Here is a 16,146-nt window from a genome sequence, read left to right as displayed (position 1 = left end):
AAGGTGCCTCAGGGGGATACTCCGGTTATTCCACGGTCACCATGACGGACTGCCAGCCCGAGGCGCCGTCGGGTACCGGATCCGCGCGCTTGTCCGTCTGGACTTCGCCGGTGCCGTCCGTGGCGCGGGCCTTGATGTAGTGCGGACCCGGGGTGGCGTCCCAGTCGAAGGACCACTGCCGCCAGGTGATGAGGGAGGCCTCGTCGGAGAGGGTCGCCGCGGTCCAGGGGCCGTTGTCGATCTGCACCTCGACCTTGGTGATGCCGCGGGTCTGCGCCCAGGCCGTGCCGCCGATCGCCACGCGCCCGGCGGGGACCTTGGCGAAGGATTTGGGGACTTCGACCCGTGCCATGGTCTTGATCGGTCCGCGCTCGGACCAGCCGCGCTGGGTCCAGTACGCCTTGCTGTCGGCGAAGCGGGTGACTTCGAGGTCCACCACCCACTTGGTCGCGGAGACGAAGCCGTACAGCCCGGGGACCACCATCCGCACCGGGTAACCGTGTTCGAGCGGGAGCGGTTCGCCGTTCATGCCGATCGCCAGCATGGCGTCGCGGTCATCCGTCAGCACCTCCATCGGAGTGGAGGCGCTGAAGCCGTCAATGGAGGTGGAGAGCACCATGTCCGCGCCGTCTTTGGGGCGGGCCATCTTGAGGACTTCGCGGATGGGCAGGCCCAGCCATTTGGCGTTGCCCGCGAGGTTGCCGCCGACCGGGTTGGAGACACAGGTGAGGCTGACGTGGGATTCGATCAGGTCCGCGTCCAGCAGGTCCTGGAAGGTGAGCCGGACCTCCTGCTCCACCAGCCCGTGGACACGCAGTTCCCAGTCCTGGGCATTGATTTCCGGCACGCTCAGGGCGGTGTCGATCCGGTAGAAGTCCTTGTTGGGGGTCAGCCAGGGGGTGACGCCGGGGGCCTTGGACTGCACGCCGGCGGGCACGGCCGGGGCGGCCTTCGCCGGGGCGGGCAGCTGCAGGGACCCGCGGGCCTGGGCAACGTTGCTGCGGGCCGCGCTGAGCAGCCGGCCCCCGGTCGCGGCGACCGCGGAGGCGGCCGCGGTGAGGCCGGTCGCCGCAAAAAAGGCGCGCCTGCTGGTGGCAGGACGTTCCGGTTCCTTGGCGGCGAGGTCCGCGGCCGTGTCCGGCCACTCGGACATCCGCCACAGCCGGGTGATCAGGAGCCTGAGCACGATCAGCCCGGCCACCGTGCCGAGCAGTGACGGGATCGCGTCGACCGGCTTGACGCTGGCCCGGGTCACCACGCTGGCGACGATCACCGCGCCCATAAGCAGCACTCCGGCCACGCCCAGGGCCCATTTGCGGTAGGCCACCACGCCCAGTACGCAGGCGAGCAGCAGGATGGTCACCGCCATGCCGCCGAACAGGGCGGCCTTGTCATTGGTGCCGAAGGTGGCAATCGCGAAGTCCTTCATCCACGGCGGCGTGAAGTCGATGAAGGTCGAGCCGAGGGCGATCAGCGGCGTCGCGCGTGCCGTGAAGAAGGCGCCGATCAGCTCCGCCACGGACAGGACGACGGCAGCCGCGGCCACGCCGGCCAGTGCGGCCAAGGCCGTGGGTCCGGTAAAACGCCTCGCGGGCTGCGTCCGGGACTGCTTCTGCGTGCTGGGCTTCTTCATACAGGGTGTTCGTAGCCGGGTGCCCCGCGGATTGTCCCGCGCCCACGGGACATGCCCTCCCCTCGCGTCCGGGGATGGACATGTTGGCACAATGTCCTGTGCCCGGGGCCAGGACTGGGCATGTCCCACGCTCCCGGGCGCCGAAGAGGGGGCATGTCCAGCGGCAGACACAGCTTAGGAGCCTGCCCGGTCCACAAAGTACCCTTGAGAACTGTGAAGGTACTAGTCATCGGCCCCGGCGGCCGCGAACACGCCATTGTCCGATCCTTGCTCGCAGACCCCAACGTTTCCGAGGTCCACGCGGCCCCGGGCAACGCCGGCATCAGCAAGCTGGTTCCCACGCACGCGGTCGACGCGAGCGACCCCGACGCCGTCGCTGCCCTGGCCAGCCGGCTGACGGTCGACCTCGTCGTCGTCGGCCCGGAGGCGCCCTTGGCCGCCGGCGTGTCCGACGCCGTCCGTGCCGCCGGGATCCCGGTGTTCGGCCCGAGCATGGCCGCCGCCCAGCTGGAAGCGTCCAAGGCGTTCGCCAAGGAAGTCATGGCCGAGGCAGGCGTGCCCACCGCGATGGCGAAGGTGGCCGGCAACGCCGAGGAAGCCGCCGACGCGCTGGACACCTTCGGGGCCCCGTATGTCGTGAAGGACGACGGCCTGGCCGCCGGCAAGGGCGTCGTCGTCACAAACAACCGCGACGAGGCCCTGGCGCACGCCCAGAGCTGCTTCGACGCCGGCGGCACCGTGGTCATCGAGGAGTTCCTCGACGGTCCCGAGGTCTCCGTCTTCGTCCTCTGCGACGGCCGCGACACCGTCGCGCTCTCCCCGGCCCAGGACTTCAAGCGCATCTTCGACAACGACGAAGGCCCCAACACCGGCGGCATGGGCGCCTACACCCCGCTGGACTGGGCCCCGGAAGGCCTCGTCCAGGAGGTCATCGACCGCGTCGCCCAGCCCACGGTCAACCAGATGGCCCACCGCGGCACGCCGTTCGTCGGCGTGCTCTTCGTCGGCCTGGCCCTGACCTCGCGCGGCACCCGCGTCATCGAATTCAACGTCCGCTTCGGCGACCCGGAAACCCAGGCCGTGCTGGCCCGGCTCAAGACGCCCCTCGGCGGCCTGTTGATGGCGGCCGCCAAGGGCGAACTGGACAAGGTCCAGCCGCTGCGCTGGTCCAAGGAGTCCGCCGTCGCCGTCGTCGTTGCGGCCGAAAACTACCCCGGATCCCCGCGGACGGGGGACCGCATCCGCGGGCTCAAGAAGGTGGAAGCGATCGAGGGCGTCCACGTGATCCACGCCGGCACCAAGCTCGATGCCGAGGGCAAGGTGGTCTCCGCCGGCGGGCGGGTCCTCGCCGTGGTGGCGCTGGGGACCGACCTGGTCGAGGCCCGGGAACGGGCGTACGACGGCGTCGAACTGGTCCAGCTCGAGGGCGGCCAGTTCCGCACCGACATCGGCGGCAAGGCGGCCCGCGGCGAAATCAAGGTCACGACGCCCGGCGCCGCCCCCGCCACGACGAAAGCGAAGGCCTGAGATGACCACGCCCGAATCCTCCGGACCAACCCCGTCCGCGCCGAAGGGCGGCCTGGACACCGCAACGCTGGACCTGCCCGGATGGAAGCACGTCTATTCCGGCAAGGTCCGCGACCTCTACGTTCCGGTGGATGAGACCATCACCGAACGGATGGGCCACGAGTGTGTCCTGGTGGTCGCCAGCGACCGGATCAGCGCCTACGACCACGTCCTGGCCAGCGAAATCCCGGACAAGGGCCGCATCCTCACCCAGCTGAGCCTCTGGTGGTTCGACCAGCTCGGCGTGGAGCACCACGTGCTCGCGTCCACGGTCGACGGCGGTGTCCCGGCCGAGGTCGAGGGCCGGGCGATGATCTGCAAGAAGCTGGACATGTTCCCCGTCGAATGCATCGCCCGCGGCTACCTCACCGGGTCCGGCCTGGCCGAGTACCGGGAGTCCCGGACCGTGTGCAGCATCCCGCTGCCGGAAGGGCTCGTGGACGGATCCCGGCTCGCCGAAGCCATCTTCACCCCTTCGGCGAAGGCCGAGGTGGGCGAGCACGACGAGAACATCACGTACGACGCCGTCGTCGAGCTGGTCGGGGAGGACATCGCCGCCCGGCTGCAGGAGCTCACCCTCGAGATCTACACCAAGGCCGAGGGCATCGCCCGCGGCCGCGGCATCATCCTGGCCGACACGAAGGTCGAGTTCGGCTTCGACGTCACCACCGGTGTGATCACCCTCGGGGATGAGGTGCTGACCCCGGACTCCTCACGGTTCTGGGACGCCGCCACCTACGAACCCGGCCAGGCCCAGCCCTCCTACGACAAGCAGTACGTCCGCGACTGGCTGACTTCGGCCGCATCCGGCTGGGACAAGTCCTCGGACACTCCTCCGCCTGCGCTGCCGGCCGACGTCGTCGCCCGCACCCGCAGCCGCTACGTGGAGGCCTTTGAAAAGCTCACCGGCCGGACGTTCGCCTAGCCTTGCAGATCGTCCCGGACCGGGGCCCGGTGGAAGCCCTGCCGGGTTCCGGTCCGGCTAGGCTTCGGCCGAAGCGGCCGCCTCGGCGCGGCGCTGCGCCAGCCGGATTTCCAGCACGGCATCCATGGCCTGCTGGACCCGGTCGGATGCGCCGGCAGCGCTGAACTCCTTCTGCGACTCCTCGAGGTAGACGAGGGCCTCGGACGCTTCGCCGGCGGCCTTGAGCGCCTTTCCGAGCAGCAGCGACACCTCGCCGGCGGTGTGCCGGGCCAGTGCCTCCCGCTCGGCATGGATCTCACGCAGTTTCTGCACGGCTGCCACAATGTCGCCGGTCAGGTAGAGCCAGCGGGCGCGGATGAACGCGACCTCAAGCTGGTCGGTCTTGTTGCCGCCCACAATCGAGAGGGCGAGCTCGGCCCGTTCGATCGAGGACAGGGTCGCCGGTTCCACGATCCCGGAGGACAGCCGGACGGCGGCGGAGGCCTTGTTGAACCGCGCCCAGAGGTCGATGTCGTTGGCGGGGGAGAGCAGCTTCGCGGCCCGCTCGTGATACTTGATCCCCTCGGGATAGTCGTGCCGCATGAAGGCGACGTTCCCGATGACCCACGCGACCTCGCCGGCGAGCTGGGTCATCGAATGGTCGTCCATCTGCTCGTTCATGTCCTGGCAGTACCCCCAGGCCTCATCGAGCCGGCCGCTCTCGGCCAGGGCGCCGATGAGCGCCCGCAGGGCGCCGATGATCATGGTCGAGCCCTTGAGCAGCTCGGCGCAGAGGCGTACCGCCTCCTGGGCGTGGCTGACGGCGGCGGTCAGCTGCCCCTGCCCCTGTGAGGCGGCGGCGAGCATTTGCTGGGCCCTGACCCCCAGCCCCGCCGATTCCGCGGCCATGGGGTGGTCCAGGAGGTGCTGGACCACGTTCTTGCACTCCTGCCACATCCCCTGCTTGATCAGGCATTCGGCCTGCATGTAGGTCATGTTCCACCACGCGCTGGTGTTTTTCGCGTCCTGGGCGATCTGGGCTGCAGCCGCTGCGTGCGTTGCCGCCAGCGGGTAGTCCCTGAGATCCCACGCCTGTCTGGCGTAGAGCCCGGCGAGCACGTACTCGGCGTCGCTCACCGACACCGGCTGGCTCCAGGCCTCGAGAGCCTTGGGTGCGAGTTCGAGCCGACGGGCAAGCTCCTCGATGACATCTGCGGTCGGTTCGCGGCGTCCGGTTTCCAGCAGTGAGATGTAGCTGGGCGAGTACAGGTCCTTGCCCAGTTCCGCCTGGGTTAAGCCCCGCTCCAGCCGTTCCGCGCGGAGCTTCTCCCCAAATCCGTTCCCCACGGATACCTCCTAATTCCGGACATTCTTTGTACAAAATGCTTGACAGTCTCTGTGGAAAACATTTTACAATGTATGTCAACAAGGGTAGTGCTGACTTGGTAAAGGACCCCGACTCATATTGAGGATCTCTATGTTGAAGAAGATTGCAGCCGGCGCCGTTCTGGCGGGCGCCCTGGCGTTCTCCGCTGCGGCTCCGGCCGTTCTGTCCGCAGGTTCCATCGCCGATAACGCCGGAATCACGGCAGTCGGCAACTGGCCGGATCCAATGCGCGCAGCACAGGCGGTCGGCAACTGGCCGGACCCGATGTCCAACAAAACCAACGTCGGCAACTGGCCGGACCCCATGTAACTTCCACAGCCAGGCGTAACAGCCCCGGGACATGCGCGAACCGTGTCCCGGGGCTGTTTCGTTTGCCCCGCGCCGCGGGCCCGCAAGGGCCGGCACACAAAGAAGAGGGCCTTCCGAATGGAAGACCCTCTTCTTGATTGGTCGGGATGACAGGATTTGAACCTGCGACCTCGTCGTCCCGAACGACGCGCGCTACCAAGCTGCGCCACATCCCGATCCGCTGCTACAAAAGCAACTTCACAAGAGTATCCGATTGGAGCCCCGGATGCGAAATCGGCCGCGCGCCGGCCGGTTCAGCCGGCCGGATCAGACCAGTGAGTCCTTCCAGGCCCCGTGCAGCTGGGCGAAGCGCCCGCCGCCGCCGATCAGCTGCTCGGGGGTGCCGTCCTCCACCACCCGGCCGTCGTGGACCACCAGCACCCGGTCCGCGGTCTCGACCGTGGACAGCCGGTGCGCGATGATGAGCGCGGTCCGGCCGGCGTCGCTGCCGATGCCCTGCAGGAGCCGAGCCAGCCCGCTCTGCACCAGCCGTTCGGACGGGATGTCCAGCGAGGATGTTGCCTCGTCCAGGATCAGCACGGCCGGGCGCGCCAGGAACGCCCGGGCGAAGCTGATCAGCTGGCGCTGCCCGGCCGAGACGCGGCCGCCGCGCTTGTTGACGTCGGTGTCGTAGCCGTCCGGGAGGTCCTGGATGAAGTCGTGGGCGCCCACGGCCCGGGCCGCGTCCTCGATCTCCGGCCGGGAGGCCTCGGGCCGGCCCAAGGCGATGTTGTCCGCCACGGAGCCGCTGAACAGGAACGCCTCCTGGGTGACCATAACGACGTTGCGCCGCAGATCCGCCGTCGTGAGCTGGCGCAGGTCCACGCCGTCGAGCGTGAGGGATCCGGAGGAGACGTCGTAGAAGCGGGCGATCAGCTTGGCCAGCGTCGATTTCCCGGCGCCGGTCTGCCCCACGAGGGCGACCGTCTGGCCGGCGGGGATGTGCAGGTCCATGGTCGGGATGATCACCGGGCCGTCCCCGTAGCGGAACTCGACGCCGCTAAAGTCGATGCTGCCCTTCGCCTCGTGCAGGGCCACCGGGTTCTTCGGCGGCCGGACGGTGGGCACTTCCTCGAGCAGCCCGGAGACCTTTTCGAGGGCCGCCTGGGCGCTCTGGAAGGAGTTGTAGAACATTGCCATCTGGTCCACCGGCTGGAAGAAGCGTTTGGTGGACAGGATCAACGCCAACAGCACCCCGACGGCGAGCTCGCCGCTGAGCACCCGGAAGCCGCCGAAGAGCAGCACGACGGCGACGCAGACGTTGCCGATCAGCACCAGGCCGGGCTGGAAGATGCCGTTGAGGTTGATCGAGCGGACGGTGACCTTGCGGTAGTCCTCGGAGAGTTCGGTGTAGCGGGCGGAGTTTTGGCGTTCCTTGCGGAAGGTCTTGACGGCGCGGATGCCGGTCATGGTCTCCACGAAGTGCACGATCAGCCGGGCCGAGACCACCCGGGATTCGCGGAAGACGATCTGGGAGTGCTTCTGGTACCAGCGGGCCAGGAAGTACATCGGGACGCCGGCGGCCAGCACCAGCAGCCCGCTGCGCCAGTCGAGGGCGACGATCGTGGCCGCCGTGAACACCATGAACAGCGTCCCGGACGCGAGCGAGCTGACGCCGGAGTCCAGGAGCTCGCGCAGCGCCTCGAGGTCCGAGGTCTGCCGGGCGATGATCCGGCCGGAGGTGTATTTTTCGTGGAATTCCAGACTCAGCCGCTGCGTGTGCCGGAAGACCCGGACGCGCAGGTCCAGCAGCATGGCCTGGCTGAGTTTCGCCGTCGAGGTCACGTACAGGGCGGTGAGGCCCGCCGTCGCGACCGCGGCGGCGAGGTAGGCGGCGCCGGTGAGCATGAGCGGGAGGTTGTCGCCGGCGCGCAGGGCCGGCAGGGCGCCGTCGATGCCGAAGGCGATCAGCGCCGGTCCGGCCACCCGTGCGGCCTGGGAGAGCACCACCGCGGCGATGGTCAGCCAGAACCGGCGCCGGACCGGGCGGATCAGGGAGCGCAACAGGGCCAGGGAACGGCGCTGGACGGTTTTGCTCTCGCTCTTGGACAGGTGCGCGTTGTCCTCGTTGGCGGTTCCGAAGGTAGCGCTGCTCATCGGGAAATCTCCTCGGCCTCGAGGGCTGACAGTTCGGAGTCCAGGTCCCGCGGTGCCGGGTCCAGGCTGGCGATCACGTAGCGGTAGTGGCTGTTCCGCGCCAGCAGCTCGGCGTGGGTGCCGACGGCGGTGATGCGGCCGTCCTCCAGCAGCGCCACACGGTCGGCCAGGGCCACGGTGGACGGGCGGTGGGCGACGATGAGCGTGGTCGTGTCCGCGAGGACCTCCCGCAGCCGGTGCTCGACGAGTTCCTCTGTGTTGACGTCCAGGGCCGAGAGGGGGTCGTCGAGGACCAGCACCTTGGGCCGGGCGGCGATGGCGCGGGCCAGGGCGATGCGCTGCCGCTGCCCGCCGGAAAGGCTGAGGCCTTCCTCGCCGATCAGGGTGTCCAGCCCCTCCGGCAGGGAGTACGCGAAGTGGGCCTGGGCGACGTCGAGCGCCTCCTCCAGGGCTTCCTCGCGGCCCTCAGGCGAACTGGTGCCGGGCGCGCCCAGCAGCACGTTGTCGCGCACGGAGTTGGAGAACAGCGTGGTGTCTTCGAAGGCCACGGCGACGACGTTCCGCAGTTCCTCGACGCTGAATTCGCGCAGGTCCACCCCGTCGATCGTGATGGAGCCGTCGCTGACCTCATAGAGGCGGGGGACCAGCTGGAGCAGGGCGCTTTTGCCGCTGCCCGTGATGCCGACCAGGGCCATGGTCTCGCCGGGGGTGATCTCCAGGCTGATGTCCTTCAGGATCGGCTTGTCCGGGGCGTCCTCGAAGGCGAACGTGGCGTGGTGGAAGCTGAGCGCGCCTTTGAGCTCGGCGGGGCGGCGCGGGTCCTCCGGGCTGGTGATCGTGTTTACGGAGTCCATCACCTCGAAGTGGCGGTCCACCGCCGTCTTGGCCGTCAGTGCCATGGCCAGCAGCATGCCGCAGAACTCGACCGGGGCCGCGATCACGGCCGCGGTGGCGAAGAAGGCCACGAGGGCGCCGATGCTGAGTTCGCCGGTGGACGCCAGCACGATGCCGACGACGAGCCCGGCGCCGAGGGCCAGCTCCGGCAGCAGGGTCACCACCAGGCTGAAGGTGGCAAGGTGCTTGGCCTTGGCAATCTCGGTCTGGCGGAGTTCCTCGGCCTGCTCGTTGAAGTTCTCCAGCGCTTCCCGGCTCCGGCCGAAGGCCTTGAGGACGCGGATGCCGTGGACGGACTCCTCCACGGTGGTGGCGAGGTCGCCGGCCTGGTCCTGGCTGCGGCGCGCCACCTTGCTGAAGCGGGTGCGGAAGCGGAAGCCGTAGATCATGATCGGCACCGCGGCGGCGAGGAAGATCAGGGCCAGCTGCCAGCTCATCGTGAACATCACGACGACGCCGATCACCACGGTCAGGCTGGTCACCACGAGCATGATGGCGCCGAAGGCCATCCAGCGCCGCAGGAAGTTCAAGTCGGTCATGGCGCGGGAGAGCAGCTGCCCGGAGCCCCAGCGGTCATGGAAGGACACTGTGAGGTCCTGCAGGTGGGCGTAGAGGGACACCCGCATCCGGGTCTCGACGGTGGTGGCGGGGTTGATGACGAACTGGCGGCGCAGGGCCACGAGGCCGGCCTCGGCCACACCCAGGACCAGGATCACGAGCGAGGCGATCCAGACGGCGTCCGTGCCCCCGCCGGGCCGGAGGGATTCGTTGACCAGGACCCGCAGCACCTGGGGGATGGCGAGGGCCACGACGCTTGCGAGCAGCGCGCAGACCAGGCCCATGATGAGCCGCGGCAAGATCGGCCTGACGTGGGGATAGAGACGGCTGATTGAGGAGAAAAAGGGAGTCTGCTTGGCCATGCCTGCTTCTTAAACGCGCCTGCGAATATCTAACGCAACTGGATGTAGTTTCCTTTAGCAACTACCCTAGGCCATCAGGTGACCGGGTTCACACCAATTGGGGCAGCGTGAGGATCTGGGCCAGAAATTACGTTCCGCTATGAGAGCCCGGCCGGCCCGCAACCGGGGGACATGTCCCTTTTTGGCGGCGGGGAGTGGGCATAAGTCCGGCCGTCCGCGGGACATGTCCCCTCCTGGCGGCGAAGCATGGGCATAAGCCCATTATGTCCATCCGTGGACCCCGGGGGAGGACATGTCCCCCGGCGGGGTCAGGGGCGGGCGGCGAGGGTGAGCAGCACGGCCTCGGGTTTGCACGCGATGCGGACCGGGGCGAAGCGTGAGGTGCCGATGCCGGCGGAAACGTTCACCGGCGTCGTGCGTCCGTTGCTTTCCCAGTCGTTGAGCCCCTTGGCGCGCCAGGTGGGGAGGTCGCAGTTGGCCACGAGGGCGCCGTAGCCCGGGAGGCAGATCTGGCCGCCGTGCGTGTGCCCGGCGAGCAGCAGGTCCGCGGCGTCCCCGGTGAAGTGGTCCAGGACCCGCTGGTAGGGGGCGTGCGCGACGGCGACCCGCAGGTGCGGTTTGGCGTCCTGGCCCTTGGTGCCGCGCGGCCAGCCCGCGTACCGTTCCAGGCCCAGGTGCGGATCGTCCACGCCGGAGAAATCAACGCGGAGACCCTGGATGACCAGTGACTGGCACCGGTTGGTGAGGTCCAGCCAGCCTTCCATGCCGAAGCCGGAGCGAAGCCGCGGCCAGTCCAGTTCCACCGGGTCCTTGCCCTGGCCGGACGGGCCCAGCAGATAGGAGGCAGGGTTCTTCGGGCGCGGGCCGAAATAGTCGTTGGACCCGGGCACAAAAACTCCCGGGAAGTCCATCAGGGGCCGCAGCGCCGCCAGCAGCGGTTCAACCGCCTTGACGTGGCTGAGGTTATCCCCGGTGTTCACCACCAGGTCCGGCTTCAGTTCCGCCAGCGAGGCGAGCCACTCGGCCTTCCGCCGCTGGCCGGGCACGAAGTGGATGTCGCTGATGTGCAGGACCCGGATCGGGCCGTAACCTGCCGGCAGAATGGCCAGCGATTCCTCCCGGAGGACAAACTGGTTCTTCTCCCACAGACCGTAGCCTGCCACGGCCGCCCCAGCCGCTGCCCCCGCCGCCGCGGTGACGGCAAAGCCGCGCCCGATGCTTCGGACGCGGCCTGCCAGCGTGGATCCCCCGGCCACCGGACTACTTCTTCTTGTCGCTGGGCGACGGGGACGGCGAGTCGCTGGGCGCCGGCGCCGGCGTCGGCTGCGTGCTGGGCCTGGGCGCCGGGGCCGGTGCCGGTGCCGGGCTGTTGAGCATGTTTGACGGCGGGGCCAGGAACGGGTTGGTGCCGTACGCCGGTGCGATCTGGGCCATGTAGTTCGAGAACTGCGGCCCCGCGATCATGTAGCCGTCGATGCCCTTGTAGAAGTTGCCGTTGATGGTGATGTTCTGGCCGGGCCGCTGCTGGTTGCCGAGGGGGTCACCGAACCAGGTGGCCGTGGCCAGGCCGCTGGTGTAACCCACCACCCAGGTGGAGCTGTTGTTGTCGTTGGTGCCGGTCTTCGCGGCGATCGGGAAGCTGGTCCGGGTCGAAATCCGGGGCTGGATGAGCGAGCCGGAGCCACGGTTGAGCACTTCCTGCATCGCGTAGGCAACCCCGCGGGCCACCTCGGGCTTGATGGCATCCCGGCAGCTGGTGGCCTGCGCCGGCAGCGGGGCGCCGGTCTGGTCCGTCACCGATTCGATGGCGATCGGCTCGCAGAACTTGCCGTCGTTGGCGAACGTGGCAAAGGCGCTGGCCATGGTCAGCGGCGCGGCCTGGCGGGCACCGATCAGGCTGCTCAGCCGGGTCATCGGCATCTTGGGGTTCGGCTCGTCCCCGAACGGCAGCCCTTCGTGGATACCGACAGCGTCCACGATCTTCTGGATGCCGCACAGGTCCACCTGGGCGGCGGAAGCGAACGTGATGGTGTTGATGGAGTTCGCCAGACCGTCCAGGACGCTCATGGACTTGTAGTGGTCCTCGTCGGCGTTCTGCAGGTCCTTGCTGCCGGCGACGGTGCTGTCGTAGGCGCCTTCAGTCGGGCTCGGACACGTGTTCCTCCAGGGGAAGCTCGGCGAATACCGGCGGACGGCACCGTTGAGCTGCGTGTTCATGGACTTGCCCTCGTTGAGCCACTCCGCGAACGTGAACGGCTTCATCGTGGAGCCCGGCTGGAAACCGCCCAGCCCGTTCAGGTCCTGGCCCTTGGCGTCCTGGCTGTCCACGTTGAAGTTCTGGGTCTGGTCAAACTTGCCCTCAGCCGGGAAAAAGACGGTGTTCTGCGCCATGGAGACGATCTTGCCGCTTCCCGGCTGCACCGAAACCAGCGCGGCGCCCCACTTGTCCGGGTTCGCGCCGGCGGACGCATCGACCTGGGCCTGGGCCACAGCCTGGGCATTCGGGTCAAGGGTGGTCTTGATGGTCAGGCCCCCGCGGAAGATCTTCCGCCCGCGCTCGTTGGCGTCCGCGCCGTAGGCCGGGTTGTTGAGCAGCAGGTGCAGGACGTAGTCGCAGAAGTACGGCGCCGTCGTCGAGTACGCGCAGCCCTGGCGGGGCTGGGTGACTTTGGTCTCGACCGGGGTCGCCACGGCGGCATCGAAGTCGGCCTGTTTGATCTTTCCCTGGCTCAGCATGGACTGCAGCACGAGGTCGCGCCGGCTCTTGGCGTTCTCCGGGTTGGTGATCGGATCGTAGTACGAGGGGCTGTTCACCACGCCGGCCAGCAGCGCCGCCTGCGGCAGCGTCAGGTCCTTGGCGGTGGTGCTGAAGAAGAACTTCGAGGCGGCCTCGATGCCGTAGGCGTCACGGTTGAAGAAGACAATATTCAGGTAGCCCTCAAGGATCTGCTCCTTGGTGAACTTCTTCTCCAGCGCGATGGCGAGTTTCATCTCGCGCAGCTTGTCCCCGACGCCCTTGTTGACGCCGTTGAGGAGGACCTGGTCGCCCTTGCCCTCGGCCTCGAGGGAGGAGTTGATGACGTTGTTGACGTACTGCTGCGTAATCGTCGACGCGCCCTGCTTGTTGCCGCGGGCGGTGCTGACGAGGGCACGCATGATGCCGGTGGTGTCCACGCCGCCGTGCTCGTAGAAGCGGCTGTCCTCGATGGCGATGACCGCGTCCTTGATGTATGGGGACATCTGGTCCAGCGGCACACGGGTGCGGTTTTCCGCGTAAAGGGTGGCGATCACACTGCCGTCCGCGGCCAGGACGGTGGTCGACTGGCTGGGCGGATCCACTTTGAGCTCGGCCGGGAGGGTGTCGAAGAACTTAATCGACCCGCTGGCCGCACTGCCGGAAACGGCCGCCGCGGGGACCAGCAGCCCCGCCACCAGAACGCCACAAATAGCGCTCACGCCCAGGAAAAGAAAGATCTTTCCGAGGGTGGTGGCCGTGTCAAATAGGGGGTTTTTACCAGTCGCCATGTTTTCCACTTTACCGGCAAGGACTAGGCTTGAGCTCATGACCAAATGGGAGTACGCCACGATTCCGCTCATTATCCACGCTACAAAGCAGATCCTGGACCAGTGGGGCGAGGACGGCTGGGAGCTTGTCCAGGTTGTCACGGGCCCCGACGGAAACGGCCTGGTTGCCTACCTGAAGCGGGAGAAGGCGTAGCCATGAGCACCCCAGCATCGGCAGTTCCGGGCGCCTCGGCGGCCCCGGAAAATTCCGCCGGCAGCACCGCCAACACGGGCGCGTCGTCCGCCGTCGAACAACGGCTGGCCGAGCTTGGCCTGACGTTGCCGGACGTCGCCGCCCCGGTGGCCGCGTACGTCCCGGCCGTCATTTCCGGCAACCATGTCTACACCTCCGGCCAGCTGCCCTTCATCAACGGCCGGCTCGAGGCCACGGGCAAAGTCTCCGCCGGCACTGAAGGCACGTCGGATGAGCCGACCGTCTCCCCGGAATTGGCCAAGGACTACGCGGCCGTCTGCGCCGTGAACGCGCTCGCCGCGGTGAAGAGCGTCATCGGCGACCTGGACCGCATCACGCGCATCATCAAGGTGGTCGGCTTCGTCGCCTCCGACCCGTCCTTCACCGGCCAGCCCGGTGTCATCAACGGCGCCTCGGAGCTGCTGGGCAAGGTCCTCGGCGACGCCGGCCAGCACGCACGCTCCGCCGTCGGCGTGTCCGTCCTGCCGCTCGACTCTCCGGTTGAAGTCGAACTGATCGCCGAATTCGCCTAGAGGGACCGGTCAATTCCCTTGTCTCAGTTAGCCCGACGATTGTTTGCCCTCCCTCCGGATCTCGAGGGGGCGGCCCGCAGTTGGATTGAACACGGCGAACGGACGCCCCGTGCCCCCCGTTTCGCCTCCTCCGTTGTCCTCCTCCGGGATTCACCGACGGGCCTGGAGACCTGGCTGGGGTACCGGCCCGGGTCCTCGCCGCTGGGCGTGCTCGCCTTTCCTGGAGGCTCGCTGGAGGCGTCCGACGACGACGCCGTCGGCTGGCTGGGCCCCTCGCCGCTGCATTGGGCCGAGCAGATGGGGACGGCCGAGGTCGGGCTGGCGCGCCGCCACGTGGTGGGCGCCATCCGCGAACTGTTCGAGGAGACCGGCATCCTGCTGGCGGGGCCCGACCTGGCCACCACGGTGGAGGCGACCTCCACTCCCGAGTGGATGCGCGCCCGGGAGGCCGTCGCCAACCAGGAGAAGTCCTTCACCATGGTGCTCGCCAAGCGCGGGCTCTCGGTACGGACGGACCTGCTCAAGCCGCTGGTCAACTGGCTCAGCCCCGACTTCGCGCACCGGCGTTTCAACACCCGCTATTTCGCGGCCACTGTGCCCGTGAACCAGCGGCCCTCCCTGCTGGCCAGCAAGGGCGTCTGGGGCCGGTGGGTCTGCGTCCGCCAGGTCATCAACGGGCGGGACACAACCGCGCTCGGCGACGAGGCAGGCCAGGAGAACTCCGTCGGGCTGCCACTGGGCCAGTTGCTGGTCCCGGGCTCGGAGATCATGCTGGAAAAGATGGCCGCCGCCAACGGGTGCATCGCGTATCTGAGCTACAAACGCAAAGCCCACGTCTACCAGCCCAAACTGGTCGAGGAGGACGACGGACGGCTCATGCTTGAGGTCGAAGCGGCCAAGACCATCGCCGGAGAGCCGCAGCGGGAACGCTGACCTGACTGGCCCGGACCCGGCGGCGGGACATGCCCCCCGTTCGGCCCCGCCCGGGAGCATGCCCCCTTTCCGGCCCTGCCACTGGACATGCTCCCCGCACTTGTCCCGGTCGCGAGGGACATGTCCTGCCCTGACCCGGACCGGTGGACATACTGGGCTTATGTCCACTCCTGGGCGCCAGGACTGGGCATGTCCCCCCGGGGCTCCAGTCCGGCCCGCAACGCCGGAGGCCGGCCCCGATGTCACGGGGCCGGCCTTCGTTTGTGCTGCTGAATTCCGTGCTGCGGAATTCCTATCCTGCGTAATTTGTGCTGCGGAATAAGGTCAGCGGGAGCGCTGGCGGAGGCGCTGCATGTCGAGGATGACGACGGCGCGGGCCTCCAGGCGCAGCCAGCCGCGCTGCACGAATTCCGCGAGAGCCTTGTTGACTGTCTCGCGGGACGCGCCCACCAGCTGGGCCAGCTCTTCCTGGGTGAGCTCGTGGGCCACCAGGACGCCGTCGGTCGCGGGACGGCCGAAGCGGTCCGCGAGGTCCAGCAGGGCCTTGGCCACGCGCCCCGGGACGTCGGAGAATACGAGGTCGGAGAGTGAATCGTTGGTGCGGCGCAGGCGGCGGGCGAGTGCCTGCAGCAGCTGCGCGGAAACCTCCGGGCGCGTGCGCAGCAGGGCGTTGAGGCTCTCGTTCTTCAGCCCGGCCAGTCGCGTTTCCGAAACGGCCGTGGCCGTTGCGGTCCGCGGACTCGGATCGAACAGCGCCATCTCGCCGAACAGCTCGCCCGGGCCGAGGATGGCCAGAAGCGACTCGCGGCCGTCCGGTGACGTGCGGCCAAGCTTGACCTTGCCGGAGACGATGAAGTAAAGCTGGTCGCCCTGATCGCCTTCCCGGAATACCGAGGCTCCGCGTGAGAGGTCCACCTCGGTGAGTTCGTCCGTGAGCAGACGGAATGCCTCGTCGTCGAGCGTGGCGAAAAGTGGGGCGCGGCGCAATACCTCGATGTCCATAAAATCTCCTGACTTACTGTGTCGGCTGGGGCGCTTCAGCCATTCTTCCAGAATTTTGGAGCATCTGTGACGTAGTTGGCATCGAAACGCGCGAATTGGAGCCGTTGTGGGCGCCGGGCGTCCGGGTATTCGCGGCAAACTGTCAGCCACCATCGGTAGAATTGGGGCTTAC

The 16,146-nt window shown here is 68.0% G+C and carries 13 protein-coding genes and 1 tRNA gene; 6 read left to right on the top strand and 8 right to left on the bottom strand.

The features are described from left to right. Positions 1 to 25: 25 nt before the first annotated feature. Positions 26 to 1,633, bottom strand: a complete 1,608-nt coding sequence (locus ABIB51_RS04875) for a molybdopterin-dependent oxidoreductase (RefSeq protein WP_354186011.1) — start codon at positions 1,631 to 1,633, stop codon at positions 26 to 28. Between the two features lie 213 nt (positions 1,634 to 1,846). Between ABIB51_RS04875 and purD the strand changes: the two genes are divergently transcribed. Then, positions 1,847 to 3,160 carry a phosphoribosylamine--glycine ligase gene (purD, locus tag ABIB51_RS04870; RefSeq protein ID WP_354186009.1) on the top strand — a complete coding sequence of 438 codons (1,314 nt, stop codon included), beginning with the start codon at positions 1,847 to 1,849 and terminating at the stop codon, positions 3,158 to 3,160. Between the two features lies 1 nt (position 3,161). Continuing rightward, a complete protein-coding gene (locus tag ABIB51_RS04865; protein ID WP_354186007.1) occupies positions 3,162 to 4,124 on the top strand; it encodes a phosphoribosylaminoimidazolesuccinocarboxamide synthase in 963 nt (320 codons plus the stop codon). Positions 4,125 to 4,181: 57 nt separating this feature from the next. Here the strand turns inward: ABIB51_RS04865 and ABIB51_RS04860 are convergent, their stop codons facing one another. Next, positions 4,182 to 5,450: a helix-turn-helix domain-containing protein gene (locus tag ABIB51_RS04860; RefSeq protein ID WP_354186005.1), complete on the bottom strand. Its 1,269-nt coding sequence runs from the start codon at positions 5,448 to 5,450 to the stop codon at positions 4,182 to 4,184. A gap of 130 nt (positions 5,451 to 5,580) precedes the next feature. Between ABIB51_RS04860 and ABIB51_RS04855 the strand changes: the two genes are divergently transcribed. Next, positions 5,581 to 5,799 carry a hypothetical protein gene (locus ABIB51_RS04855; RefSeq protein ID WP_354186003.1) on the top strand — a complete coding sequence of 73 codons (219 nt, stop codon included), beginning with the start codon at positions 5,581 to 5,583 and terminating at the stop codon, positions 5,797 to 5,799. A 138-nt stretch (positions 5,800 to 5,937) separates the two neighbouring features. Here the strand turns inward: ABIB51_RS04855 and ABIB51_RS04850 are convergent. From ABIB51_RS04850 to ABIB51_RS04830, 5 genes are all read right to left on the bottom strand, one after another. Next, positions 5,938 to 6,014 (bottom strand) — tRNA-Pro (locus ABIB51_RS04850). A gap of 91 nt (positions 6,015 to 6,105) precedes the next feature. Next, positions 6,106 to 7,935, bottom strand: a complete 1,830-nt coding sequence (locus tag ABIB51_RS04845; protein ID WP_354186001.1) for an ABC transporter ATP-binding protein — start codon at positions 7,933 to 7,935, stop codon at positions 6,106 to 6,108. After that, the gene (locus ABIB51_RS04840; RefSeq protein ID WP_354185999.1) at positions 7,932 to 9,749 is read right to left on the bottom strand and encodes an ABC transporter ATP-binding protein; all 1,818 of its coding nucleotides are present in this window, start codon (positions 9,747 to 9,749) and stop codon (positions 7,932 to 7,934) included. The genes ABIB51_RS04845 and ABIB51_RS04840 overlap by 4 nt, the downstream gene beginning before the upstream one ends. 308 nt (positions 9,750 to 10,057) lie before the next feature. After that, entirely contained in the window at positions 10,058 to 11,005 is a 948-nt protein-coding gene (locus ABIB51_RS04835) for a metallophosphoesterase (RefSeq protein ID WP_354185997.1), read from the bottom strand. A 4-nt stretch (positions 11,006 to 11,009) separates the two neighbouring features. Beyond that, a complete protein-coding gene (locus ABIB51_RS04830; protein ID WP_354185995.1) occupies positions 11,010 to 13,274 on the bottom strand; it encodes a transglycosylase domain-containing protein in 2,265 nt (754 codons plus the stop codon). Positions 13,275 to 13,311: 37 nt separating this feature from the next. On the opposite strand from ABIB51_RS04830, the gene sp36 reads away from it, so the two are divergent. Genes sp36 through ABIB51_RS04815 form a run of 3 tightly spaced genes read left to right on the top strand, consistent with a single transcriptional unit; the run spans position 13,312 to position 14,972 of the window. After that, positions 13,312 to 13,467 (top strand): Sp36 family protein, encoded by a 156-nt coding sequence (gene sp36 / locus ABIB51_RS04825; RefSeq protein WP_107503899.1) that lies wholly within the window; start codon positions 13,312 to 13,314, stop codon positions 13,465 to 13,467. A gap of 2 nt (positions 13,468 to 13,469) precedes the next feature. Continuing rightward, complete coding sequence (locus tag ABIB51_RS04820) at positions 13,470 to 14,039, top strand: RidA family protein (protein ID WP_354185994.1); 570 nt, start codon at positions 13,470 to 13,472, stop codon at positions 14,037 to 14,039. Positions 14,040 to 14,057: 18 nt separating this feature from the next. Then, positions 14,058 to 14,972, top strand: coding sequence for an NUDIX hydrolase (locus ABIB51_RS04815; RefSeq protein ID WP_354185992.1), 915 nt, complete (start codon positions 14,058 to 14,060; stop codon positions 14,970 to 14,972). A gap of 324 nt (positions 14,973 to 15,296) precedes the next feature. On the opposite strand, the gene ABIB51_RS04810 is transcribed toward ABIB51_RS04815, so the two are convergent. Next, positions 15,297 to 15,974, bottom strand: coding sequence for a Crp/Fnr family transcriptional regulator (locus tag ABIB51_RS04810; protein WP_011693220.1), 678 nt, complete (start codon positions 15,972 to 15,974; stop codon positions 15,297 to 15,299). Between the last annotated feature and the right edge of the window lie 172 nt (positions 15,975 to 16,146).

The sequence above is a fragment of the Arthrobacter sp. UYCu712 genome (genome assembly GCF_040547005.1).
GTDB lineage: Bacteria > Actinomycetota > Actinomycetes > Actinomycetales > Micrococcaceae > Arthrobacter.
The sequence above is the reverse complement of the archived record's forward strand: the minus strand, read 5'-3'. Positions and strand labels throughout refer to the sequence as shown.

Coding starts and splice junctions, on each gene's coding strand:
- ABIB51_RS04875 (WP_354186011.1), bottom strand. CDS start 1,633: ATGAAGAAGCCCAGCACGCAGAAGCAGTCCCGGACGCAGCCCGCGAGG.
- ABIB51_RS04865 (WP_354186007.1), top strand. CDS start 3,162: ATGACCACGCCCGAATCCTCCGGACCAACCCCGTCCGCGCCGAAGGGC.
- ABIB51_RS04855 (WP_354186003.1), top strand. CDS start 5,581: ATGTTGAAGAAGATTGCAGCCGGCGCCGTTCTGGCGGGCGCCCTGGCG.
- ABIB51_RS04845 (WP_354186001.1), bottom strand. CDS start 7,935: ATGAGCAGCGCTACCTTCGGAACCGCCAACGAGGACAACGCGCACCTG.
- ABIB51_RS04840 (WP_354185999.1), bottom strand. CDS start 9,749: ATGGCCAAGCAGACTCCCTTTTTCTCCTCAATCAGCCGTCTCTATCCC.
- ABIB51_RS04830 (WP_354185995.1), bottom strand. CDS start 13,274: ATGGCGACTGGTAAAAACCCCCTATTTGACACGGCCACCACCCTCGGA.
- sp36 (WP_107503899.1), top strand. CDS start 13,312: ATGACCAAATGGGAGTACGCCACGATTCCGCTCATTATCCACGCTACA.
- ABIB51_RS04820 (WP_354185994.1), top strand. CDS start 13,470: ATGAGCACCCCAGCATCGGCAGTTCCGGGCGCCTCGGCGGCCCCGGAA.
- ABIB51_RS04810 (WP_011693220.1), bottom strand. CDS start 15,974: ATGGACATCGAGGTATTGCGCCGCGCCCCACTTTTCGCCACGCTCGAC.